This window comes from Algoriphagus terrigena DSM 22685, from assembly GCF_000429445.1.
In the GTDB taxonomy this organism is placed as follows: domain Bacteria; phylum Bacteroidota; class Bacteroidia; order Cytophagales; family Cyclobacteriaceae; genus Algoriphagus; species Algoriphagus terrigena.
The window spans coordinates 206974-232376 of record NZ_AUBW01000008.1; the positions used below are offsets into that span (position 1 = coordinate 206974).

Here is a 25403-nt window from a genome sequence, read left to right on the forward strand (position 1 = left end):
GGTGTTAAAAATGGTGAATCCGTCACCCTCTGATCCTGACCATAGGTTCTGCTCGCAATAATTCCACAGTGGTCGGTCCGATACCGGAGGCCTCTTCCAGCTCATCGTAGCTGTTTATTTGTGTGTGTTTCTTTTCGATTTTATCTTCCCTATAGTCAACAATCGCCTGAGCCCTCGTTGGACCGACACCTTTGATCCTTTGAATTGCTCTTACGTCTGCAGTATTCAGGTTAACCATGAAGTTTAATTTTCCAGTGCCAAAGCCAGGTATTGAGGTTTTTGCATGCGGAATGGAAGCGGGGATATTCCAGTTGCTCGGTTGAGTAGCGGCTGGCTCCCAGTTGCTGTTCTTATACTCCAACTCAGTCAGGGAGAAATTTAGGTTTTCTGCTATGTAGGCATCAGGATCGGAATAGATTCCAGCATCAAGATTTTTTCCGTATTCGACTTCCACCTCATATTTTACCACTTTCCCTCCGTCCAAAATGTGCTCCTTCGCAAAGCGTTCGAATTTGGAGTTCATGTCAGAATTGGTCTGTTTGGCAATGGGAGTAAGGTTCCAGGAGACATTGCCAGGTCCATGAAGCTTATGGTTAAGTAGGTGGCCCTCTACGATGTAGTCAGGATAGTTGAGCTTCAATAGTGATCCCAGCCCTGTGGTGTAAGTTGGCTGGCTACCGGCCAGACCGCCAGGATCAAGGCTAAGCGGAGAAGCAATAAGGTGTTTTCCCATCTCCATTCCTGCACCGGTAACTTTATCCTGACGAACCAACGTCGTCCTTGGAATTGGCGGACCGCCGATCGCGTTGAGTATGGCGACTATTTTTTCAAATTCTCCCATTATTATCCTGCCTTTTTCTACAGTTTGGGGTTCCCTATTTGCATCAATTGTCGAAGCTGAAACTTGAAGTTCCGCAACCTTGTCGTCAGGAATGTCTTTTCCATTCCATGATTTTGAAGAAATGATTTGATTAATCGTTTTTGGATCAGCACTTGCAATAATAAGACTCGCATTAGGACTGGAATCTTCAAAATAGGCCTCATGCCTTTCTCCATTTGGAAGTGTGAATGGTCTTCTAAATCCAAGCCAACCCATTACCGTATCCACCGCATTCCTTCCCATCGTCAGTAACGCTCCACCCACAGCCAGTGCCCGATCGATTAGCCAGTCAATGGCTGCATTCACCCGATCTCTCAGGCCTCCGATCATCTCGGCGATTCGCGTACCTAGGCCTCTCAGTCCAACTTGATTTGCCAAAAATCCGATGGCGACCGGCACTGCTCTCGCCAAGGCCGCCTCTAAGAAGTTGGCTGCATCCCCGATGTTTCCACGGGCGATGTTGGCCACCCCGGCCACGAAGGAATTGACGATCTCGAGCATTTCGCGGAGCTTCTCAATAAAGGACTGGACCGCCCGATAAAATGCAATAAAGCTGTTGACCACGGCCATGATACCCGTGGGATCCAGCATCGAAAGGAGCCTACTGACTACTTGTTCCACGATCCGGGTCATGATCCAGTTTTGGATCTGCTCCAGCACCATTGTCCAGAGATTGCTCAGCTGCTCCTGTACATACTCCCAGATCGCGATTGGGCCACGTTCCCACACATCTTTGATAAAAGTCCAAATGCCGGACAGCGTATCGATGGCACCGCGGATTTGATCGACACGCTCTTGGCCGATTTTCAGAGCGAGCCGCTCCCAGACGTTGTCCATCGAAAGCCCCAGCACATCCAGCACAAAACCCAAAATAGACTGGAAGCTCAGATCTGCCGGAGGAGTGATCCCTGCGGTAGCCAATTCCCCAAAGAGCCAATCTCTCAAGCCGCCCAACAGGTGTGTGACGATGTTGTCGAAGAACTGGACGAAACCCTGTTTGACTGCCGCCAAGAGGTTTTTCAGGAAGCCAATCGGATCACGCTTGATGTCCTCGAATGCCGATCGGGCATTGGCGATGATCTGATTTACGGTGTCTATCGGGAAGTTCATCACCACCAGTAGCACTTCTACCAAGATCTGAACGATCGTGACTACGAAAGCAAGCAGCCGTTGAATCGGCTCGGCCAAGGTCTGGACAATCCGCACAAAAGCATCAAGTGGATGAAATACATCCGCAATCGTGAAGCTGTTCCACAGCGTCATGAAGAGGCCGGTGAGATAGGCCCACGTGAAATTGAGGGTCGCGACAGCGGCATCGATGCGTGAAACTGTCTGCTCGATGGCCCCGGTTTCTTTCATCTGCTGGAATTGCTCTTCGCCTCCCGGCATCAATCCCATAAATCCACGGATGACATTTTCCGTAGTTCTGGGGACATCCTCACCGGTGAAGGGGTCTTTCCCAAGAATCACAGTGACAAGATGGAATCCTTGCTGTTCTCGGGCGTAGGCGGACAATTGAGCTAAAAGAGCTTCCTTGATAAACTCCAGTACCTTGATCGCCACATTGGCCGCAAAAGTGAATACCCGCGTCGTGAAGGGGGTGAAAATGGCAACTGTACGGTTAAAGGCCGCGACAGGATCTCTCAGGTCTTCCAGCGAGAAGGCGTTCCAAGCTTCGTCAAAAAGTCCTTTGACTTCGGTAAAGCTGAAATTGAGCGCAGCCAACTCGGCGTCGATCCAGTCAGCTGTTTTCTGAATAGTGCCCTCCGCCTGCATTCGCTCGAGCTCCTGTTCTTTTCCGATCAGGATAAGAAAAGCTTCTATCTTTTCGGCCGTGGTCGAAGTGATTTCTTCGCCCGTCAAAGGGTCCTGACCGAGCAGTTTGCAAAGCAGGGGATAGCCGGGGAAAGTATCCGCCAGCGCTTTCAGGGCAGTCATGAGCGCTTCCTTGATCAGCTCAAAGACTTTGTCCTGAATCCGTCCTGCAAACGAAACGATATTCCGATAGAGCTGTCCAAAAGTCCGGTCTAGGACCGCCATATTTTCGTCCCAGCCAGAGAAAACACTCGCTTCATCCCATGCTTGCTCCAGCGTTCGTTCCAGTCTTCCGGTAGTCAAGTCCAGGGAGGCCATTTCGCTTTCTACCCACGTCAGCGCAGATTCTATGATTCCCAGCTCGTTCAGTTTATTGAAAAGCAGGGTACCAAATACAGGAATCAACCCAAGCAATCCACCGATTAAGTTGGTGGCATTCCGCTCGACTGCCTCCCCGAGAAGGGGATTGTATCCAATAATGACGCATAGCAGCGAGTACCCCGGAATGTAGCTGGCAAACCGGGCAAGTCCTTCCCGGACTGCCCAAGGCAGGCGCTGAACCTGGGGTTGAGTGGAAGAGATTTGCGTTTGCGGAGAGCGTCGCACTGCTGCTCCCTGTTGGACGGTGTGCGTCAACTCGTGTGCAAGCAAATGCTTCCCGTCGGAGGTTTCGGGCTGGTATTTACCTTCATTGAAGTAGATATCGCTGCCATGGGTGAAGGCCTGCGCACCCAGTGCCGAACTCATCGAAGCGGCCTGAGGTCCCGTGTGGACTTTGACACCCGAAAAATCCGCTCCAATCCTGCTTCCCATATCCTGCTGTACGGGTGGAGGCAATGCCGCACCTGATCCTGCGCTTTGCTGGATTTGGGTAGAAAGCTGCGGAGAGACAACTCCCACACCTTCACCGGAAAGCTGGACAGATTCGTTTTTCAATTGGACGTCCTCATCTTCCTGCGAAAGTTGGATTGGAGGCGCTTGCTCCGCAAAAAGCTGAACCTCGTTAGCCTCTTCATCGACACTTAGCTGAACTGAGTCTTCCTCCTCCTTGCTCAGATGAATCATTGAAATCCCCGCAGAAAGCGGCTGCATCTGAACTTCTTCCTCCTGAGAGCGCATCATCTGAAACCCACCCGGACTCGCAGACATGATGGGTGAGGCTGGTGCCGGAGACATCATCACCTGATCGGCGACAGACTCCGCTTCTACCTCGTATTTATCGTTGGGCTTGCCGACCTTAAGTGATGGCTGAAGCACGCCGATGCCCGGCCCGGTAAACCGGGATTTGGGCGGGGCGATTTTTTCAGCGGCGGCTCCCATTGGTCAGTTTAGGATTTGATTGGGTTCATGACTTCGCCGGGCTCCAGGGCTTTCATGCCATGGCGTTCCTGCTCCACAGGACTCATTTTTTCTTCCTCTTTTACTGCTTCGGAGGTTTTTTCCTTGTCCACCACGACCACGACCGGCGCTACTTCTTCCTCCTGATCCGGTTTTTTTCTGACTTTCTTTTTCATCGCCTTCGTGTTAAATGGTTCGGCCTACTTTCTGGTATTCACGGCGGATTCCTTCCCGGATGTCCTCCAGGCGGATGACCTTGTCATCGTTTTCCAATGCCATCAGCAAGCTGTGTTGGATGACATTGATGATCCCTCCCCCGCTTAATTCGTGGGACGAGGCGATTGTTGCCAAGTCCACTTTGGATTCGAATTTTGCCTGCTCCGGAAATCCCTTTTCCCACAGCAGCAGCCGCTCTTCGGCCTGGGGCATGGGAAAGAAAATACTGGCCTGAAATCGACGCATGAAGGCATCATCCAGGTTGTTTTTTAGGTTGGTGGCCAAGATCACCAATCCGTTATATTCTTCGATTCGCTGCAAGAGATACGAAACTTCCTGATTGGCGTAGCGGTCGTGGGCATCGTTGACCGAAGTCCGCTTTCCAAAAAGGGCATCCGCTTCGTCAAAAAATAAAATCCACCCTTGATTTTCTGCCCGGTCAAAGACTTTCGAGAGGTTCTTCTCCGTCTCTCCGATGTATTTGGAGACCAGTCTGGACAAGTCGATGCGATAGACGTCCAGCTCCAGTTTTTTCCCAAGTAAGGCAGCGGTGAGCGTCTTCCCTGTCCCCGGCGGGCCAAAAAATAGCGCTTTGTATCCGGGCTTCAGGATTCGGGACATTTCCCATTCCTGCATCAAAAAATCCTTATGTTTCAACCAGATCTCCAACTCCCGCAGTTGTATCCAAGTTTCCTCGGGAAGTACGAGATCTTCCCAGCGCAAAGGAGTCTGGAGACGCTGGGCTGGAAATTCAGAGTTGAATGCAGGCTTTTGGATTTTGCCTGTGGTGATTTGATCGAGGATCTCTCTCGAAATCGTCAGAGCCCCATTGAGGAAAGATTCCTCTGCTTCCACCTCGCCTAGCCTCAGGATATTTTCCTTGAAAAGGACACCATTTGCATCGAGCAGGTTTTGGTACTGGAACCGCTTCTTGAGCTCATTGCCAGCGAGGATAAAAAGCACCGTTTCACCCGTTGGGATAAAGCCGTTGTGGGACTTACCCTTTCTCCCGCCAAACTCGGTGTAGATTTGCTGCGTCAGCTGATTGCGGCTCATAAACATGTCCAAAAGCTGCGGACGGATGTGGGGCACCGCCGCCAGGATCATCAAAAACCGCTCCTCTGGCCCGAGATGAAGCTTGGTCACTAGATCCGAATAGGTCGAATCCATTCCGCTCAGATCCGGCGGCGGAATCTGCAGCAGATCGGTGGAGCCGGAGGCAGGATTGGCATTGAGCGCAGATCTGGCTTTGAGGATCTGCTGCAGCCAGTCAAGCTCCAGTTGGATCGTTTGGGCGTTATCGTGTGCCTTGCTTACCATTCGACAAAGAGGGTTTCGTTCATCCAGGGAAGTTTGATGATACTGATCGTCCAGGAAAGTCGGTTGAGCAAGATGTCGATCGAGATCCTCGGAATCTGGAGTTGATAGCCTTTATCTACTTTGCGGAGGCTGCCCTCTCTTGGGAAAAAGCCCTGCGCCATCGAGCGTCCAGAGGTTGATTTCAAGGCCGTCCATTGTTGGGTCATGGAGTCCAGGAGATTCGGAATCTCTTCCTTCTCCAGATCAGTCGGAGAGAAAGCTACCGGAATAGCTTCACCGGGAGCAATGCCGCAGAGGATTTTGTTCAGTAAAAGATCGGATTCTTCGTAGTCGTGACTTTCGTCCAACAGCGCCTGAATCAGCAACGCGGCACGGTTTTGAGCGTCTGTAGATACAAATTCTTTCTTCTCCAGGAGTCCGAGACCAGCAAAGAAATACGGCAAAAAGGGTGCGGTCAGTACCAAGCCCGCGTTGGAGATCGGAAAGGTCTCTTCCATTTCCAGCGGGCGGATTTGCTGGGTTTTTTTGAGGGAAAACGAGTGCTGTTTCTCTTCTGGCAGCACAGTTATTTTGGTTGATTTTTCGGAAAAGACTCCCAGAAATTCCTGAATAGCCACTTCCTTTTCCGCTCGGGAAATGCCGCTGCGAAGCTCGGTATGTGTTAGCACAAAGGGGCTGTCGAGCCATCTTTCAGCTGCTCCAGCCAAAAGTGCTTTCGTTGCAATCGGTTTTCCGCGAGAAGCAACCGCTTCCAAAAGGGGCAGAAAGACCTCGGTTTTTTGGATCTTTCCACCGGAAGAAAAGGCCGGAGATTTCCTAAGCCAAATGCTGGTTGGAGCGATTGACTCAGATTTTCTGACCAAAAATGACTCGATGAGGATTGAGGACAAAAAGACGGATGCCTGAGCTTTTGAGTAGATCTCAGGTGTCAAGGCTTCTTCTAAACTGGCGGAAAACGATCGCCAAGCGACCTCGCTTCTGGGGAATACCCAAGCGATCAAATCGAGCAATTCGCTGTAGTTGAGATGATTGATCAACCTCTCGGCGGCTTGGGAAGAGAGCTGTTGAGACTCCAGCCATGTTCTGAGAGACGGACTCTTCTCCTGGCGGAAAAGCTTTTGGAATAAGCTTTTGACCCCAGCCCTCTTGGATGGCAAAGCCCACCAAGGTTTTCTGCCTGTTTCCAGGAGATAGACTAGAAGCTCCAAGTCTTTTTGATCGTCCAACGCGAATGGATGGAACTGAGATTTTGATTCTTTTTCAGGGCTCTCTCTCCTGAGTTTGGGGACTTCTCTTAAGATTTGGGTTTTGAGGGCTTCTTTGAGTTTTTGCTTTAGGACATCCGGATCGAGATTTCCGGAGATTCTCCCTAGATCAATCTCCAGCTTGTCTATGCGGGTCGTTTCCCCAGGAATCTCCAAGTCATCCAAAACTTCGGCAATCACCGGTAGAAATTCCCCCTGATACCGCGCTCCCCAGTCATCCAAATCAGCCTTCGCCTGCGTTACACGGGTGTATCGCAGGTCTAACTTTTGGCTATGGATCAGGTGTCGGGCCATTATTTTCCAGAAATCAGATTAACCAATGCGGTCTTGGTGGTGTTGCTTCGGTACTTCAGGTCTTTCTCGTCTGCGATGATTTTTAGCGTGTCATTCTTGAGGACTACGAGCTCTTCCGGTACCAAAACCACCTCCTGTTTGCTGTCTTCGATGAGTTTAATGAGCTCGTTTCGGTCTTTTGTGGGGTCATTGACTGAAAGCAATCCTCTCGACGAAGCCAATCGCATCATGTCGTCATCAGCCAGCGTGTTCACCGCGACCACGATACCTGTGGCTGGTGGAGCTACTTGAGTCTCGGGGGTCATGATTACGGTAATGTTTGATTCGCTGCAGATCGCTCTCGTCGTTTTTACAAATCGGCTGGCTTCGAATACAAGCGTTTGTCCGGGGCTTGGGAATTGAATTGAGAAAACCCCATTGTCGTTGGTAGGAACTGAGAGACTGGATCCTTCGACGGAGACTTTTGCTCCACCGATCGGGGTCCCACTCGGTGCCATGACCGTGCCGAAGACGAAGGTCGACGTGCACGTCGGCTCCGGAGGAGCTGTCTGCGCACCGCAATTGGAGTTTTGATAGTTGAGGATGGCCTGACCTTGGGCTTCGTAGGTCATTCCGTCTTGGAAAAGGCCAAGGCAACTCAGAAGTTGCTTGCGTGCTTCCTGGTCTTCCAGGAAATCGCCCTGAATTTCATCCGAAGTGAATCCTTTGGTCTCAGCCAAACTTGCCAGCAGGCTTTGCACGGCGGACTCAAAACTGTTTCCGGGATTCAATCCCCGCGCTTTTATTGCAGTCTGGACATTGGCCTCACCCCAACAGGTGAGGATTTCAGCTGAATAGCAAGTCGTGGTTTTCGGCCCTTTTACCCAGATCGTTACACGGCCTACGTCCGAAAGTCCGCTGTCTTCATCGATCAATTGATAGGAGAATGCATCATCTCCAGAAAAATCCTTCGGAGGTTCATATAGAAATGCTGCTGCTTCTTCCTGTTTAACAATTCCACCCTTTTCAGTTGTCTCCAGGATTGGCTTGACAGCATATTTTCGCTCGACAGCCAGGCGGTCATTGACCATGATTTCGATTCGAATGGGTATATTCTGAAGCGTAATCGCAAAATCAGGCCGGGCAAAGGGAGGCAATAGGCTCCAGTTGTCTTCTCCGCAGGCTTCCAGACACAGACAATCACAGGCGGCTCCGGGAAGGCTGAAATCGCCGATAATCCTGCCCGAGCTTTGCATGTATAGTAAGATGAAAGTACCTCCTTTGTAGACCCCGGCCTCATGGGTCATACCGGGATTTTGGATGAGGTATTCCGAAAACTTCCGGGAGTTGCGCAGTTTGGCTTTTCGCTGCAGGAAGCTGAGGTAGAGCCGCTGGATTTTGGTGAAATAGAACAGGTCCAGAATCCGATACACCAATGGCGAAACCCGGGCCATAAGACCGTTGTACAGTTCCAAGGTCTTGTCCTGCTCCTTTTCGTTGATCTCGATCTTGTCCAAAAACTTCATCTGGATCAGCAGGAAGTCCAAAAGGGTCTGGAGGATCTTTTTGTAAGATTCCTGAAACTTGTCCCAATCCAGGTCTTCCATACATTCGGTGAGCGCTCCCACCAGATTTTCGAACAGCTCGAAAGCTTTTAACACTTGCTCTTCCGCCTCATCTTCAAACAGCTCTTCCTCGCTTCCGAAGTCTTCGTTGATTTTTCTCAGAAAATCGATAATCTCACGGATATCCCTGACGAGCCCCAGCAGCAAGAGTCGATGATGCATGTATTCTTCCTGGAGATCATTCCAGCCGCAGTTTTTGTCCTCAGCCGCTCCTCCGGTATCCAAGTGAAGCGCTTCCAGATGAATGGGAAGGTTAAAGTCTTGGATGAATTTGAGGATCGCAGCTTTGGCGGCCTCGACCTCGTAGTCCAGATGGCCTTCGATCCGCAAAAACGGATAGGCGTCCCAGTCGTAAGAGAGCGGAGATTCCAGAAAACTGGGATTGGCGACAGGAGTGTCCGGCTGATTATCATAACTCAGGACGCTTCCCCGGGAGTTAGACCAGAGTTGTTGCTGCTCTGGGTCTGCCCAGTTTTTCTCCAGAGAAAACCAATTGCCCAGGCTTCCATTTGACTTGATGTTGTAGTAGTATGGGACGGTGCGTTGGCCGAGTCGTCCGTATTTTTCTTTGCTGGGAGTGATCTTGACGGGATATTGATCCGGCTTTGGATTTCGGAGCAGATCCAGCTCGAAGTTTTCGATCATCTGCAGCAGTCGACGGTATCTTTGCGCCAGTGTTTCTTTGAGCAGTCTTTGACCATTGAAGATTGGCGGCTGGATGAAGCCGTGACGGTATCTGTAAAACTCATCGGCTGACTCGCTGGCTGGGACTGCTTTTCCCAAAAGCAAATGAAGCGGAAAAAGAGAAGGATCCGTCGGGCAGGAATACCAGAGCGCCAGACCACTTTCCAAAAATTCCTCCCAAGCCAGATTCAATTCTTTGAAGAAATCATAGAGATATTGTGTGCCACGGACGCTGGCTGGTGCATCCGTCAGGCTTTGGTTGATCAGGGCGATTTTCGCCACGAGCACAGGCTGATCAAAGGGATTTTGGAATCCAAAACTTTTGGCCAAGAGTGGCTCAAACACGTTGAATCCACTTTTCATGTTTTCCCAGAAGGCGGCATTCACGGTCTCCAAAATCGTCTTTTGGTAATGGTTGATGAATGCGCCGATTTGGTTGGATTCCGGTCCAGCTGGCTTGAAGAGTGGCTTTTTGAAAGTAAAATGCTTGAGATCCGGAGCGCTGGGAAATGGACTGGAAGCGTTGGCGGACCGAGTGAGAATCAGATCCAAATCAGCTTTGCTCACGAGCAATCTTCTCAGGGAAAAAATCCGGTCCTTTCCCTTGTCATCGCAGGCATTGCCAAGACATGACTTCAGATCACGGTCAAATATTTCGAGGTAGAGCAGGACGAACTTCTCATTGAGAAAATTGGCAGGATTATTCAGTTTTTTGACCTCAGGCTCATCTTCGGGTTTTTCGGAAAGCATCTCCCAGAGTTGCACGTCCTGCTCGGGAAAACCAAAAGGCTTGTACGTCACTCCCACGGGTAGTGTATACGGGCGGTAGTGTGTGGCGCTGAAGTCGGTGCCAATCTGAATCAAAAATCCCTCTGACGTGATGCCGAGGCCTTTGGAGATCTTCAATCCAGCGGTCAGCGGTTGAATCTGCAAACCGCAGACGATCCCGATCCCGATCAGTTTGGATCGGGTGAGCCTGTTTTGCTGATCCAGATAGGCGCCCAGCTGATTGAGCTGGTCACTGGTGAGAACCTGGCTGCCTTCGAAAATCGGATAAGATGGAATAATCTGGCTCATAGGACTGTGGGTTTAAAATTCTCCCAAGGAGGAAAAATTGAGAATAATGGCATTGGCGAGCGAATCGTCTTCGGCACAATCGTGCAGTGTACCTGAAGGATAGACATTGCGGACTTTTTCCAATACCTCGATCAGCTGGGAAAGTGCTGTAGATAGCTGTTTTGGATGCTGGGGATTTTTGAGCGATTCGAGCAGCCAGATTTTCCAGGCATGCTCCAGCTCCTCCATGTGCTCTGGGCTGATCCAGCAGATCGTCAAAAAGACGTGCGCCGGAGCCTCAATTTTAAGTTTGTTCTCCAGGAATTTTCTAAAATCCCGGTTAATAAATCTATCCGTCCAAAATGGCAGCAAGACATGGGCGATGCAGGTATAGGGATCGTCCAGCGTACAGTGACATTCTTCTTGGAAATGCGGGTCCAGCAGCCGGTCTTCGATCACCTCGGTGACCGGGACATCGGATTCATCGACAAACTTGTATTTCCCTTTGTGTCTAGGCCGTAAGAGAATGTGCTCCAGTAGGTGTGTTCCTTCGTGGCTGAAAAATTCCTGCAGGACGAATTCCTGTAATTCTTCCATGGCTTTGATCTCCTCTCCCCCAGCAACCAGAAACTCACTCCCGCTGACGGAAAGCACCTCAAACCCTCTGGAAAGCAGAATTTCCCCACCCACAAGATCCTCTCTGGGTATGGATTGCGTCGTGATCACGGTGTCCCCATCGATCAGCTCGAGCTTGAAGACCTCGTATGAAATCAGGAATTCTTCGCCGTTTAGCTCGGTGCTGATCGTGATGCTCGGGGCGTGGGCAAGGACAATTCGATGGTCCCCGGCGACGGTGAGCTCGTGTTTTTCGACGTCTGCATCGAGGATTTCCAGTGCCTGCTCGAAGTGGATCAGATCGCCTTCTACGGGATTTTGGTCGGCGGTGAGTTTGATCTTCGAGCCTTGGGCCACAGCCGTGGCAAGCGTCAAGGGAAGTGGAGCAAAGCCACTTTGGACCAGCCAGCTGTCTCCCCAGCGGCCGTCGAGAAGCTGTGCGGCGAGCGGACCGTTGAAGTCCGTCTCCACGCTTTTGGCCAACAGCCCACCACGGACTGGGTCAACTACGGAGAAATGGTAAGGTGACTCAGTGTCCGAGTCAGCCTGATACCCGCTTGGCCGGGAAGCGGCGGCAATCATATCCCAAACGTGTTCTTTGATCCGCGCCTCGGCCAATCCTAAAAGCTCTTCGTCAGACACGGCGTCAGCGACTTCTTGTTCGATCTGACTGGAAAGTATCGGGTTTCCAACCCCAAACGGAGCATCGAAAAACTCAAACTCGATCACATACTTTGGTGGCGCGGGAGCCATCGATGTCGTGATGACGTATTCATACCAATCCTCTAATCCTAGGCTGAGATTTTTCCGATTGGCTCGTGGATTCTCGATGAACTCTGTCCTGAAGATCTCCTGAATTTCCTCCAAGGCGAGCGCGGCATCGCCACCCTCAGCAAGTGAAGCGAAATCTTTTTTAACACTTTCCCCCAGGATTTCATCTTCAAAGACCAGATCTAAAAGCAGACCTTCTCCGCCGTCAACTACTCCCCAATTTCCCGCATCCGAACCGATCAAAAGGATTTTCTCCAAAGCTAATTTCGCAGAATTGTGCGTATCATATCCATCAAAAATCTCGAAAATCGGTTGATCTGAGGAGTCTAGCACCACGATTGACCAAATTCCCGCATTTTCGGAAATGTCAAATTGGGGACGAAAAATCAGCCATTCGGCATCTTTTTGCCGAATGCCGTATAGTCCTGCAATCCTGTTTTCCAACCCGGAGAGATTCTCCATGTGGTAGAATTCATTGGGAATGGCATAGTCAAACCCCTGTCCACGCTCGTCACTCAGCTGTGGATAGTTGTTGAGAAACTGGAGTTTGTCTTCAATCAGCCTTTCTTTCCCTTTTTCCGGGCTGAGACGGACGGTCAACAAGGCGTAGTCTGTCAGTCCCTCCGCAAATCGGGCGAGCAGATGATTTAAAAATTGATTTCGCCGCTCGAGGTAAAGTTCTCTTGGTTCCGTCAGAGAATTCAAGATATCCTGCAGTCCTACGAGATCTTTCCACAGATCAGCAGCGTCGGGTACTAGTGTTTCGAGATTTTGAGAAAAATAGGTCTGGGTGATCAATGGATTGCCAAAGGCGTCTTTTTCCAAGGAGATGGAGAAAAGATCCCGTACGTGGGCGAGCTGCGCTAGATAGTTGGCGAGAAACTGCTCGAAGATGATCAGATACGCCTTCAGCTGTTTGACCTGATATTCCTTTGGGCGTCCTTCCCCTTGCGGAAGCATGCCCTCTTCACCGACCCCATAGACGAGCGGGAACTCATTCTGGATGGAATAGTATTGGCCAGAATCTGTGAATTCACCGGTGATTTCATCGAAATCGAGCTGTGGATACCTGATTTTTTGAGGTCGCTTTGCATCCTGTATTTCATCCAAGAGGTCTTCTACTTCCTCCCGGTCTGCCTTGAAGGGCAGGCCTTCTTTATAATAGACCAGCTTACTTCGCTCGGAGTTGAGCCGTGGCACATAGTTCTGCTCAAACGCTAGGTCAAGGCACCATCTAACGCTTTTGGTTGGGATTTTCCCTTCCGGATCATCCTGCGGAACGTTCGCGATTTGAATGCTTTTGACAGCCAACACTCCTTCGATGTCCATGATCAGGTGAATCAGATCAGAGACATGGATCTTTGATTTTCTGTCGGCTTTGAGAAGCTCGCTAGTATCGACAAAGCCGTGCTTGAGCAGTGGACCTTCGAATATCTCCTCCGTCGGAAGACATTGCTCGGCATCCCAGTCGCCAAAGTACACCCGATCATCCTCGCGTATCAACGGGCTGGTGAAATTTGGAGAAAGGAGTATTTCTGCCAGTCCGGCCTCTTTGGGAGCGATCTTGATTTCCAGGATTTGATAGGTGCCGGCGTTATTACCCGATCCGATGATACTTAGAGTCGAGCCGGTTTTTGGGAAGGCGTCGGGATCAAGTTCCATCCAGAGTTTGGCTGGATTTTGCTGGATTCTCACCACCGGAAGTGTACCCGATTTGCAGCGATGGAGCATCTCCTCCAGTGAATAGAAATTGACTTGTGGTGAAAGAAAATCACCGATTGTCGAGAAAATCCGGGCCTCGGTCAGCTCCACGTCAGCTTCTTGGCTGAGTTCGATGTCAGCGCAAACCAGGATTTCTTCCACCCGGAGCGCATGAAATTCTACAAAATCCTCGCAAAGATTCCGATTGGCGTTCAGTGTTTTTTTGACCTCGGCGAGGATTTCTACGATTTTTTCAATCTTGATCAGGTAAAAGGAGAGAATACCCGTGGCATCTTCGAACACGAACTTATTGACGAGTTCATTCAGCTCGGCGATCTGCTCGATCTCTTCCAATCCGCTTGGCGTCAGCTCGGTGCCGGTGATCTCGATATCGTTTGCCGATGAAAGGTCGAAGGTGAGCTCAAAGCCGGATGGAACGTTTTGAAACTGGATCGAAATCCCCTGAATCGCTTTTTTGATCGCCTCTGGGTCCTCCCAATTGATGGGTTCATCCCACCTCGGAAACTCCACCTGAACGTCGATGACTACCCCTGACAAATCCGGATGCTCGTCGATGGAAATCTCCATGCTCAGCTTGTTTTCATTGAGATCTCCCAGCTCTTCGGTCGTATCAAATTCAAGCAGGACGTCATACAGAATCCCCAGCTGAAGTGCTTTTTCGGAACTTGGGAAGGGTTTATAGGCTAGCTTTTTGGCTTTCCTGTCGGGAAAAACCGGAATCTCATTGCTTTCCCGAAGAGTGATCCAGGCATTTTTCACCCCTGCAAATTTTTTGATCTCCATGTCTTCCCAGACCACCTCTACATCCATAAGGAGTTTTCGGTAATCTGATAGCGTCAGCGCTTTGCCGGGAAGAATTTGGGATGCTTTGAAAAACTGTCCCGCCAGAGAACCCGACTCCAGCGCCAGTAAGTCCTGAATGGGTTTATTGGCGCGATAGCTCAAGTCTGTGATGGCATAGCAAAGCACCTCCAGGATGGTAATTCCCGGATCGTGCGCATTGTAATCCGTCCAGATATTGCCGGAGATCCGCTGTATATAGGCGATGGCCTCTTTGCGGAGCAGCTCAAAATCCATGGCCGGATTGGCGGGTTTTGCTTTTGATATCGTGATAGATTCCTGCATATCCTTAGGTTTCAAAAGCTTCATCCATGTCTGAACTTTCTGTGGAGGCGATGGAAATGATAGCCGGAACTTCGTTGTCGGCACATTCGCAATCTTCCGTCTCCAAAATCGTGATCAAATGATCTCCATAGGTATCGATAGCGCCCACAGACCCCAATAGCGAAACCCCGGTACTGCCTTTAGCTTCCTCGACTTTTGTTCGGGAAAGTATCTCTCCGTCCACCGGGTTTTTGATGATGTGATATAGTTCAAAACAGGTTAGATAGTCTACATAGGCCAATTTCTCAACAAAATGAAGTGCGACCGAGCTATGTATTTCGCCTGTAAAAGAGAATGCTTCGGGAGACTGGAAGGCCCAGGGAGAGAGAAAAGCCTTGAGATCATCTTCCAGTTTTTTGGCGTAAAAGGAGCGATCCACGCCAGACAAAAAGCGCACGTTGGTCTTGACTTGAAGTTCTTCGTAGACAGGATTGACCACATGAAGAACAACTCCGGCAGAGCAGATACCGGATAGGAATTCCCGCACCTGGGCAATCAACGCCACACTCGCCTTGGGTCGCAGCGGGTCGATTGCATTCTTATTTTGGACGTTTGCCACCAGCACGACCGTCACGTGTCGCGGGGCCAATGCCCGGTAGTTTTCTAGATTTCCATCGTATTCGGTGTGATTTTGAACTTTGACCTGATAGATCTCGGGGAAATATTCCAGTACGAGATGCTCGTAATCCCAGCGGGTGATCGCCCGCTGCTTATGTCGAAGCCGCTCGGATATTCTCGTGTAGAAATTCTCAGACGCTTCGGCAGTTTTACCTCCAAAGGAGGCAAAAGGCTGGTCAATTTTACTGACCTGAGCCTGGGATATCTTGAGCTTGGCGATGGTTTTGGCAGGGAGTGCTGCAGCCAGACGATTCGGATCATTTCCCTGATCCTCAAAGATCACGCGCATGGCCTGCGCTATTATCTGAGTAAAATCCGGAATGGCGTCGCTGTTTTCTTTGACAGTCGCCATGATCCAGGTCAAGCCATCATCCAAGATGGTGTGCGTCGTGTCTGCGGCTCTGGGCATGGTAAGTCCTACGAGGCCGGTCTGGATGAGCCCGTTTGTTTCGTCCAAGACCAAATCAAGCTTGTCAAAAGACTTCCAATCATTCCCGCCCAGATACTTCCACGTGACGGTAGGCACGGCCTTTTCTGGATTTGAGCTGCCGTCCAGGACATGGATCAAGAGTTGGATTGACTGACCGAGCACGTGATTTTTCAACCCAATCAGCAGGTAGCCCTCATCTGAATAATCCCGTAGCAGTAAAGTCGGGCTGACCTCCTGTTTCGCTTCTCCAAATGGGCCGATATGGAAAAATGAGTTCCAGTTGCTTTTGCCCGGAATAAAGGAATCAGACGCAGTATAGTCGAGCTTGACGCTTTTTATTTCGGGTGTGTAGGGTTCGTTGGGGAGCGCTATTACCGATGGAGTCGTAGTTTCTTTGGACTTCTCAATGGCTTGGTTGGCAAAGAGTTTGGGATATTCCGTGTGGCCAAAGTCAGCACCGGAAAGGGAGAGTTTTAGAAAACCCCTTTTGGAGGAGGGGGACCAAGCGATAAATTCCGCCAGCTCCGGCTCTGGCGCGATCGTGCCTAGATCCGAACTGTCAAGTTCATAGCTCTGAATCGTCGCTGGTGCGGCTGATCCGGCGAAAAGTGTAATTGTTTCCTTGGAATTTCCCCAAGACCTGTTATCCAGAAAATAAGCTTTGGCTTGGAAGGATGAGTTGGATTTTGCAGGGGAATATCCCGTGTAGTGCACACCGAATCCGGTCGAGCCGGTCGGAAGTCCATGCCATTCCAAATGAATCTTCAGATTTTCCAGACTTTTGCTGAAAACCTCCCGACTTCCGATGTAGAAATTGGAGCCGATTACGGGCCTGAAGCCAAATGGATTTATGTTTTTCCCAATTGGCAATGTGGCCAGATCGTTCTGCAAAATCAGGTTTTCCACCCCTTCCACATCGACACGGATAGTGACAGAAGACAGTTCCATGCCCTGTAGAACAGGATAGGCGTAGCTTTGTAGAGTGTCGGCGAGTTCGATCTTCAAGACCGGCTGTCCTGTGAGGAATTTCTGCAGCAGGACTTCCCCGTGGTAGTTTACCACGGCGTCTTGATCTGGGATCAGATGGCATTTGAGGATTAGCTGCATTCCCTCTGAGCCCAGGTTCTTGAGCTCGTGTTTTTGGGTCTGAAAGCTAAAAAGAAGGTCGGCGATCTTGTCCGGTCCAACACCCTTCACGGCTTCTACCTGACTAAGGGAGGTAAATTTTTTGCTCGGCAACAGAGAATCACGCTTAGCCAGGATGTTTTTGGCGGTGACTTCACCGATGTCATAGCCATTAAATGGTTTGTGATCTCCTATCTCCGGATTGTCAAAGACGGGCCCGGCCTGAGGTTCCAAGCCTGCAATATCCTGCCATGTTTTCGCATTGTTGAGGAAAGCAAGCACTTGATCGAGTACTTCTTCTTCGCTGCTCGGAAAGCCAATCCAGGCCTCGATCCATTCCTTCTCTCCACTCAGTAAAAATCGAAAGGTTGAATTCAGATGGAGACTTTTGAGCTTCTCCAATAATCTTGGCTGAGGTTTAAGGAGGACTGTCAGCGATATTTTGCGGAAACCCTCCGCCAAGGCCAAAACGGGTGAAGCAACGGCAAATCCGAGAATGGCGGATTGTCTGTCAGAAGTCGGGAAAAGTGTTTTCGGTCTTCCAAAGGGATTCCATCTTCCATCCGGGTGGAGGATTTCCGCCCCGTTTCCGTCAGCGGAATTGGCAATCTGCGAGAGGTAGAATCGGCCGTTAGCATCCCGAAAGAGCGACTTGAGTGCTGCAACCTCGGCTTTGTTAATTACTTGATCGACTTGATTTTTGAATAGGATTTCTTTGCCGATGTCATCTTTTCCGGCTTTGAACACGGAGTTTTTGGGCAAAGCGTGCTCTCCCACATGCTTGGCCAGCTGCAGGATCAGGTAGGCTTGATCGGCTTCTGCGGATTTTTCCTTTAGTCTCAGGACATCCCGATAGAAGAAATCCAGATGCTTTTTGGTCAACCCGTTCAGGTCGGCCTGAGCCAAAAGGTAGTTTTGCAGAAAAGCCAGAAACAGAGCGAAATGGGGGTCGGTCTGTTGAGCTGGGTCAATTTCCTTTTCAAAAAATGACCTCCAGTCCCCATCCCATATGTCTCCTGCGGCGCGGAATTTAAGCTGAGCAGCCAAGCCTTTTGAATACTCTTTTAAGCCATCAAATTTTTGCCCATCTACAGCCACATAGTCCGGCAGCAGACTTTCCAAAAGCCTGTTTGCACGGTTGGTTCCGCTTCCTGGGACTTGGGTGCTATGGCAGCTGTCGGTGCTCATTTGGGTACGTCAGTAGCTTCGAGGAAGAGATAAGGATAGACTAGGTTTTGGCGGTTGTTGGTAGAGATGATGAAGTAGCTGATCAGAATTTCGATCCTGCCTTCCTGAAAATCTGGCTTCATGTCGATCTCTTCCACTTTCACACGCGGTTCATGAAAGAGGATAGCCCGCTTGATCCGATTGGTGATCATCGTAGCGGTGGTGACATTGAGCGCTTCGAATAGCAAGTCCTCCATGTTGGCACCATAGTCAGGCCGGAGCACGCGCTCCCCGATGGTCGTATTGAGGAGGATAATCAGACTTTGACGGATGTCTTCCTCGTTTTCCACAAGACTAACTTGATTTGCATCCCGAAGAAATGCCACCGGAAAAGCCCATCCACGTCCCAGAAAAGTGTTTTTTTCAGCCATTTTTTCAGTGATTAACTTTCATGGTCTAGTTGATTTGGACTATTGAACCCTTCACAGTAGTGCTGCCCGAGGAGGTAAACTCTGCTCCGGCACCTCCGTCAGCCTTCAGTTGCGCTGAGGCCTTGATCTCGATGTTTACGCCTTCGATTTTTACATCTCCAGATGCTTTTAGAATAATGTCTTTAGCTGATTCGAGCGCAATGCCGTCTGCACTCAATGTGGCCTTGTTTCCGTTTTCATCTTCCAAAAGGATACTTCCTTCGTCGTCGCTCAGGATGATCTTTTTTCCGTTTGGTGTTTCAATTGAGATCGATTTTTTCTCGTCGTCAAATACCAATTTCAGCTGGCTTCTGGTGACAATGCCTTTCTGGAAATTGTCTTCGTTTTGGGTAAAAGGAGCCGGCTTTGCCGAGCTGTAGAGTTGTCCCAAAATGACTGGATCTCTCGGGTCTTCATTGATAAAACCGACAATGACTTCGTCCCCGACTTCTGGCAGGAAGAAGATTCCGCGGGCATCGTCACCCTCGCCGGCGTCCGGAGTGGACATTCTCGCCCAAGTTCCTTCCGAGCTTGGATCGATGACGGGGATATAGATCCTCACGCGGTGCTCTCCATCAGGATCTTCCAGACTGGTGACGACGCCAACATGGAGTCCTCTGATCGCGGGAATCAAACCGGCTGCGGGAGCATCCAGCACATCATCATACAGACTGGCTACAAACCTAGAATCCAGACCCAGCCCCAGATGGGTAAACCATTTCCTACTGGGAGAAATCTCGTGATAGACTGAGGACACGAAGGCTTTTCCGTTGAATCTGCTTCCAAACCCAGTCAGGGAGACCATATCCCCCGGCTTCAGGGTGTTATCTCCGAGGATCTTCACTTGACCCTGGATCTTTGAGAGACGGCTTCGCATCAGCTTGGCGTCGGCCCAAGCCTGAAGTTCCTGATCGTCCAATCCACCGCTGTGTTGGAGTCGAAAATCGCTGAGTCCAATCACATCGGCCAGATCTGCGCCGCTGATGTTGCTTTGGAAGTCCATCCCGGGATCACTGCCCTCCGTCTCTTTGAGTTCCTGATTTGCCAGGTCCCAGCTCGTACTCTTGGAGGTGGAATATTGGGTTCGGGCATCCATCTCTGCCTGAAACTCGACGACATTAGTGCCGTATTGAAGTTCCAACTTGGCTTCAGCACTGGTTTCAGGTTTTAAAATCTTCACTTTGCTGTCTTCGACCAAGATGAGTTTCCCATTGACCTCAGCTCGAGTGAGTATGAAATCCCAGTCTGTGACATAATATTGAACCATCTCGGGATGAGTCGTGGTAGTTGCCTCTACATCTGGAGTGAGCCCACTATAGGCACCAAGAATTTCCTCGATGATGTCGGAATCCTTTGATTCAAAAAAGTACTTGTTTTTGCGCCCGACGGTCATCTTCACTGCAGGATCCTTGAGATCGAGGACCAGTTTGGAAGCCTTGTCGGAGACCTCCAATCCGTGTCGGATGATAATTCCTTTGAAGATAGACTCCTCCAGATTGTTGTAGCCGGCCCGGATTTCGAGTTCTTTTCCGGGTACAAAAAGTTCTCCGCCACTAAGCTCAAAGTCGCTGGCGGAAACATCGCCGTCGTACAGTACCAGCCTGGCAGCTGGGATTTTATTTACTGCCTTTTGGATGGAAATCATGGCAACGCCGACTGACGCAGGCAACTCTGTTCCTCCAGAAAATATCTTGTAGGTAGCGAGGCTTGGGTTGGTTTCGGTGTTGACAGGTACGAGCGGCATAATTTAGGATTTAGCTAGGGGTGGAAAAAATACTTCCTGACCAACTTCCAGATTTCGGAAGTTTCTCAGCTTGTTTACCCGGGCGACTTCCAGATAGAATTCTGTCGAGCCATAGATGCGCTTGCACATGATAGGCAGCGTATCGCCGGCATTCACTACCCGGACATGGGTGAGGTCGGGAGACGTTCTGCCTGCCTCTGCGGCCTGCTCTTGTCGGGAAAGAGACTGGTCAAAATTGGCCGAAACCGTAGCCCGAATTGGAAGTCCGGCGGAGTTGAAGAGCTTGTAGTTGACCGTGGCCGCCCCAAGTACGCCGCGAAACTGAAATGCTCCCCAGTTGATCTGCAGGTAGTTGGGCTTATGCGTGTCTGACTGGATGTTTTGGGTGATGTCGAGAAACTTGCGTATGGCGCGATCTACATGCTTATCTTCTTTGATCAAGTCAATCGCGGAGACTTTGTTGCCACTGATGCGATCCCGGTTGGGAGAGCTGCTTCCGAGATAGCTCAGATTGACATCTCCCGGGACGTCATTTCCGGGAGGAGAGGCAGCGGTGGCGTCGAATAGGAATTCAAACGTAACGCTGTCCGATTCCAAGGTTCGGAATTGGTACTGTTTGCCATCTGTCAGCCCCTCCTCAGGAATCCACTTGGATTTGAATTCTTGACTGAAAGCGGTAGGATTGTACATCACCACATACGTTTCCGTGGACGTCTCGTAGGTGTCGTCCGTGAATGCGGTGATTTTCATCTTTTCCAATCCTCCCAAGGGAGAAAAAATATCTTTCAGGGCCATGAGCTAAGAATTAGCGTTCGTTTTTTTCCTTGATCAATCGGGCAAGCTCTTTCATTCCCAATAGGATAGACTCCGTCCCGGGCTGAGGTTTTCCCGTGCCGGTTGGTTTTTCTTCCGCTGCATCTACTGTGGTGCGGATGATGAGTTCTCTAATTTCTATGGGCATAATCAGATGGGTAAAAGGTCCTCTGGAGAGATCCTGCGGAAATATTGATAGGCAAATTCGATGGATTCAATCATCAGCGTATTTTCCATCGCATTGAGTCCTTCGATGCTCCACTTGACAGGCCAGGCATTGATAAAATTCCACGCCTGAAGCGGCAAATGATTTTCATTGAGTAAAATCACGGTGATGTCATGCGCCTCAAACTGAAAACCTTCTACCGCGTCTTTGAACCATTTCATTGCCTGCGATCCTATCAACATTCCCCGCTTCATCGTGAGATTGGGGTAGGAGACGGGGCCGGGCATCCGGTGCTTGAACCGGTTTTCACCCCCTTCAGCATATTCTTCGACGCCGATCTCTACGCTAAGCCCTCCTACTTCCTGAAATCCGATATCCGGTAGGCCGGGGTAAGCAAGCAAGAGCCCTTCAAGTCTGACGAGAAAATGGAAACCGGTAGGCGGGTGGAAAATGGCCATCGTTTATGGAGTTTCGATCGCTAGACCTTCGTGGCAAAGTTCGACCGTCTCGATCGCCACTTCGTTTCCGGTAGAGTTCAGCGTTGGGCCTTCCACCTTGCATGGCCAGGCTTCTTTGACCTTCCACACCATGACCGGCTCGTGCTCTTCGTTGAGTAGGCTGATGGTGAGGTCACGACGCTCGATGTTGTTTTTCTTGACGGTGTTGAGCCATTGGAAAAATTCGTTGTCAGACCGAAAAACTCCTCGTTTGAGGACAATATTGCTGAATTGCGGTATGCCGGGCATCTTGGTCACGTGGTATTCCAAGGAGCTGCCTTCCCGGTAGTCGATGGACTGAAGCTCGATGGTGAGGCCGGAAACTTCCGTGAAGCCGATGCGTGTGCCGCCCCATTCTACCTGAAAATGAAAGACGGATACTGGATATGCTACTGCCATGATATGTTGGATTTAAAAGTTTGCTGATGGGTTGATTAGGATTCCTGAAGCTTGTGGGAAAACTTGAGGATGATAAATTCTGCCGGTCTTACGGCCGCCAGACCGATCTCGACATTCATTCTGCCTTCGAGGATATCCTGGGCAGTCATCGTGATGCCGAGACCGATCTTGACGAAGAAGGCTTCGTCGGGCTTGGCACCGGCGAGCGCTCCGTCTCTCCAAAGTTTGGTAAGGAAGTTTTCGACCATGGTTTTCACCCGGAGCCAGGTATTGGCATCATTTGGTTCGAAGACGACGAATTCCGTGGCTTTTTTCACGGACTCTTCAATGAAAATATAGAGGCGCCGTACTGGCACATATCTCCACTCATTGTCATTACCGGCCAGTGTCCTAGCTCCCCAAACCAAAGTACCCTTTCCGGTAAATGTCCGAATGACATTGATGGACTTGCCGGAGGAAGCATCGACGTTCAGCGAAGCTTGTTGTTCGTGGGATACCTTCACAGCGGGACCTATCACTGAGCGGATGTCTACATTGGCAGGGGCTTTCCACACGCCTCTTTGACTGTCGACTCGGGCATAGACTCCCGCGACCGCTCCTGAGGGAGGCACAACCACGTACAGTTTGCTGATTTCAGAAAGAATCGCCCGATGAAGGCTGGGGTCTGCAGTCGACAGCGCGGTGAGGTTAGAGCCGTTTGCCGCATTGACAATCGCCGGACTCGGAGCACCGGCGCCGATGTAGCTGGCCGATTGTGTAATGGTGACAGAGGCAGAGTCGTATCCAAAGTTCAAGCCACTTTTGAGATTGGGATAATAAGCCGCACCATATTTCAGGTCGCCGGAGCCAATTCCTGTATTCCTGAAGTTTTCCGCATCCGCGAAAGGATCCGCCGTGTTGACTTTCACATCGAGGATGACGAACCGGTCTTTCAGCTTTTCGCATTGTGCCAAAGCAGCTTCGTAGACGGCTTTTCCATTTGCCAAGGTGAGATCGTCAGGAAAGACGATCAGTGTCGGTTCATCGACTTTTTCCACAGCAGCCAGGCCGCCCAATAGGCTTGTGGCAGTAGTGCTGTTTCCGACCGTGGGGGGAGTGGTGAAATCGTTTACCGAGACAATGTAGCAGGGGCCTCCACCATTGTCGAAAAACAGCCGGAGACTGTAGTACATTTTATATGCACTCGGAGCTACCGGGGCACCGGCCTTGACTATCCGGGAGCTCAGCTTGGCAGGTTGGCCATTCTCTCCCGTGTAAGTATCCTGAATTGTCACCGGGATGGCTTCCGGATTGGCAAAGCCAAAGATCGCTTCATATTCCAGCATCGAAGTGATCCGCGTGGGAACACCCCGAACCAGCTCTCCATTTTTGGTTGCCAGGTTGGTATGCCCGATGAATGCCGGGATGGCTGTCTCCACGGCTGCGATTGATGCCGGGAGCGTTGAGATTTCTTTGATGTAAACACCCGGGGTGGCGTAAGTTGACATAAGAATTGCGTTTTGGGTTAAATGGAACTAGGATTCCTGAAGCTTATGGGAAAACTTCAGGATGATGAACTCTGCCGGTCTTACTGCCGCCAGACCGATTTCTACAATCATTCTGCCTTCCAGAATGTCCAGGGCGGTCATCGTCTGACCCAGCCCAACTCTTACAAAAAATGCCTCTTCCGATTTAGCGCCAGCGAGCGCGCCCTCTCTCCAAAGATTAGTGAGGAAATTTTCGATCATGGTTTTTACCCGAATCCAAGTGTTGGCATCGTTGGCCTCGAATACCACAAATTCGGAGGCTTTCTTGACGGATTCTTCGATGAAGATGTACAGCCTGCGGACCGGGATGTATCTCCACTCATTGTCATTTCCGGCGAGTGTTCTCGCTCCCCAGACTAGGTTTCCTTTTCCTTGGAAGAAGCGAATCACATTGATTGATTTCCCTGAGGTAGCATCCATATTCAATCCTTCCTGCTCCTCGGCGCTCACTGCGACGGTTGGCTTCAGGACCGAGCGGATATCCACATTTGCGGGAGCTTTCCATACTCCGCGTTGACTGTCGACGCGCGCATAGACTCCGGCCATGGAAGCTGAAGGGTAAAGATCCAACAGCTTACTTTGAAGGGACGCAATGATGGTGTTGTAGAGCGTCTTGTCGGGAGGTGTCCAAGAAAATGTCCCGGTGCCGGATATTGTAGCGCCCGGAGCACCCGCGGGAGTATAGGTGAACCCCAATACTCCGGCTTCTCCTGTGGCTTTGGCAGTCAATGTAAGCGTGGCGGAAGTCCGCTCGACGGTAAATGGAAGGCCTGGCTGCATAGCATCCAGCGCAGTTTTCATTGCAGTAGCAGTGGCGATCTCAGTCCCGCCTTTAGTGAACTGCGTGCCTTCATTGAATACCACTCCTCCAATCAAGAATTGCTCAGTATCGATCTCGGTTTGATCGGTGATGGTAATCTGAGCGGTGGCCGAATTCGTCCCATTTCCTATTTCTGCCAGTTTCTTTTGGTGGAAAGGTCCCAATCCTGCGCCTCCGCGATTGTCCACGACTGTTTGCACATTTGGATCGAAGTTTCTAAAAAGAATGGTTTTAAGTCCAGGATAGTAGGAAGCGGCGTATTTGAGATCTGAGTTTCCTATTTCGGCTCGGAAGTCCGCTCCATCCTCGGCAACTGTCTGACCGTCATAGTGCAGGGCGTCCAGGATGGCAAATCGATCCTGGAGTTTAGCACATTGGGCAAGCATCTGATCGTGAAGTGTCTTGCGATTGATGTCCGACAGCATCGTTGCCTCGGGGATTACCAACAGTGTAGGTTCGTCTTCCTCCTCCAGCACTTTCAATCCCGCAAGCAGGTCATCGATATCGATGTCATCTCCTGTCGGCGTCGCTACAAAATCCCCCACTGAAACTATCCAACATGGCCCTCCCCCATTGGAGAAATACATGTAGACCTGATAAGTCATCAGATATTGAGAGAAATTCGCCGGATCGGTGATTGCAACGGATGGACCGTCGGTGATGGTAATCACGTAGTTTTCTAAAAAAGATTCACCGAAAATCTCTTTGTACTCCAGATAGGAGGTAACTCTGGTAGGGATGTTGATCCCAAAAGTTTCCCCATTTCGGAGTCTTTGGGCGGTGTAGCCGACAAAGGCCGGGATGGCAGTCGCCACCGGCACAATGGATGCGGGAAGGGTGGAGATTTCCTGGATATACACCCCGGGGGTTTTGAATTCTGCCAT

The 25403-nt window shown here is 50.4% G+C and carries 15 protein-coding genes; all 15 read right to left on the bottom strand.

The features are described 5' to 3' along the window. Nucleotides 1-22 precede the first annotated feature (22 nt). From G459_RS27125 to G459_RS29400, 15 genes are read right to left on the bottom strand one after another with little or no spacing between them, the layout of a single operon-like run. Nucleotides 23-4015 carry an eCIS core domain-containing protein gene (locus tag G459_RS27125; RefSeq protein WP_051315149.1) on the bottom strand — a complete coding sequence of 1331 codons (3993 nt, stop codon included), beginning with the start codon at nt 4013-4015 and terminating at the stop codon, nt 23-25. A gap of 8 nt (nt 4016-4023) precedes the next feature. After that, the gene (locus G459_RS0109295) at nt 4024-4209 is read right to left on the bottom strand and encodes a hypothetical protein (protein ID WP_026967413.1); all 186 of its coding nucleotides are present in this window, start codon (nt 4207-4209) and stop codon (nt 4024-4026) included. Nucleotides 4210-4219: 10 nt separating this feature from the next. Beyond that, nucleotides 4220-5569, bottom strand: a complete 1350-nt coding sequence (locus G459_RS0109300) for an ATP-binding protein (RefSeq protein WP_026967414.1) — start codon at nt 5567-5569, stop codon at nt 4220-4222. Further along, a complete protein-coding gene (locus G459_RS0109305; protein ID WP_026967415.1) occupies nt 5563-7128 on the bottom strand; it encodes a contractile injection system tape measure protein in 1566 nt (521 codons plus the stop codon). Before G459_RS0109305 ends, G459_RS0109300 begins: the two co-directional genes overlap by 7 nt. Continuing rightward, entirely contained in the window at nt 7128-10493 is a 3366-nt protein-coding gene (locus tag G459_RS27130) for a carboxypeptidase-like regulatory domain-containing protein (RefSeq protein WP_035455501.1), read from the bottom strand. The genes G459_RS0109305 and G459_RS27130 overlap by 1 nt, the downstream gene beginning before the upstream one ends. A 12-nt stretch (nt 10494-10505) precedes the next feature. Beyond that, nucleotides 10506-14705 (bottom strand): hypothetical protein, encoded by a 4200-nt coding sequence (locus G459_RS0109315; protein ID WP_157373301.1) that lies wholly within the window; start codon nt 14703-14705, stop codon nt 10506-10508. 4 nt (nt 14706-14709) lie between these two features. Then, nucleotides 14710-18105, bottom strand: a complete 3396-nt coding sequence (locus G459_RS0109320; protein WP_026967417.1) for a baseplate J/gp47 family protein — start codon at nt 18103-18105, stop codon at nt 14710-14712. After that, the gene (locus G459_RS0109325) at nt 18102-18515 is read right to left on the bottom strand and encodes a GPW/gp25 family protein (protein WP_026967418.1); all 414 of its coding nucleotides are present in this window, start codon (nt 18513-18515) and stop codon (nt 18102-18104) included. The genes G459_RS0109320 and G459_RS0109325 overlap by 4 nt, the downstream gene beginning before the upstream one ends. A 25-nt stretch (nt 18516-18540) precedes the next feature. Next, nucleotides 18541-20298, bottom strand: a complete 1758-nt coding sequence (gene vgrG / locus G459_RS0109330; RefSeq protein WP_026967419.1) for a type VI secretion system tip protein VgrG — start codon at nt 20296-20298, stop codon at nt 18541-18543. A 3-nt stretch (nt 20299-20301) separates the two neighbouring features. Continuing rightward, a complete protein-coding gene (locus G459_RS28920) occupies nt 20302-21093 on the bottom strand; it encodes a CIS tube protein (RefSeq protein WP_051315150.1) in 792 nt (263 codons plus the stop codon). 10 nt (nt 21094-21103) lie between these two features. Continuing rightward, nucleotides 21104-21259 carry a DUF5908 family protein gene (locus G459_RS29820; RefSeq protein WP_157373302.1) on the bottom strand — a complete coding sequence of 52 codons (156 nt, stop codon included), beginning with the start codon at nt 21257-21259 and terminating at the stop codon, nt 21104-21106. Between the two features lie 2 nt (nt 21260-21261). Further along, nucleotides 21262-21735 carry a phage tail protein gene (locus G459_RS0109345; RefSeq protein WP_026967420.1) on the bottom strand — a complete coding sequence of 158 codons (474 nt, stop codon included), beginning with the start codon at nt 21733-21735 and terminating at the stop codon, nt 21262-21264. Nucleotides 21736-21738: 3 nt separating this feature from the next. Continuing rightward, nucleotides 21739-22173, bottom strand: coding sequence for a phage tail protein (locus G459_RS0109350; protein WP_026967421.1), 435 nt, complete (start codon nt 22171-22173; stop codon nt 21739-21741). 35 nt (nt 22174-22208) lie between these two features. Beyond that, nucleotides 22209-23660: a phage tail sheath family protein gene (locus G459_RS0109355; protein ID WP_026967422.1), complete on the bottom strand. Its 1452-nt coding sequence runs from the start codon at nt 23658-23660 to the stop codon at nt 22209-22211. Between the two features lie 27 nt (nt 23661-23687). Next, nucleotides 23688-25403 carry a phage tail sheath family protein gene (locus tag G459_RS29400; RefSeq protein WP_026967423.1) on the bottom strand — a complete coding sequence of 572 codons (1716 nt, stop codon included), beginning with the start codon at nt 25401-25403 and terminating at the stop codon, nt 23688-23690.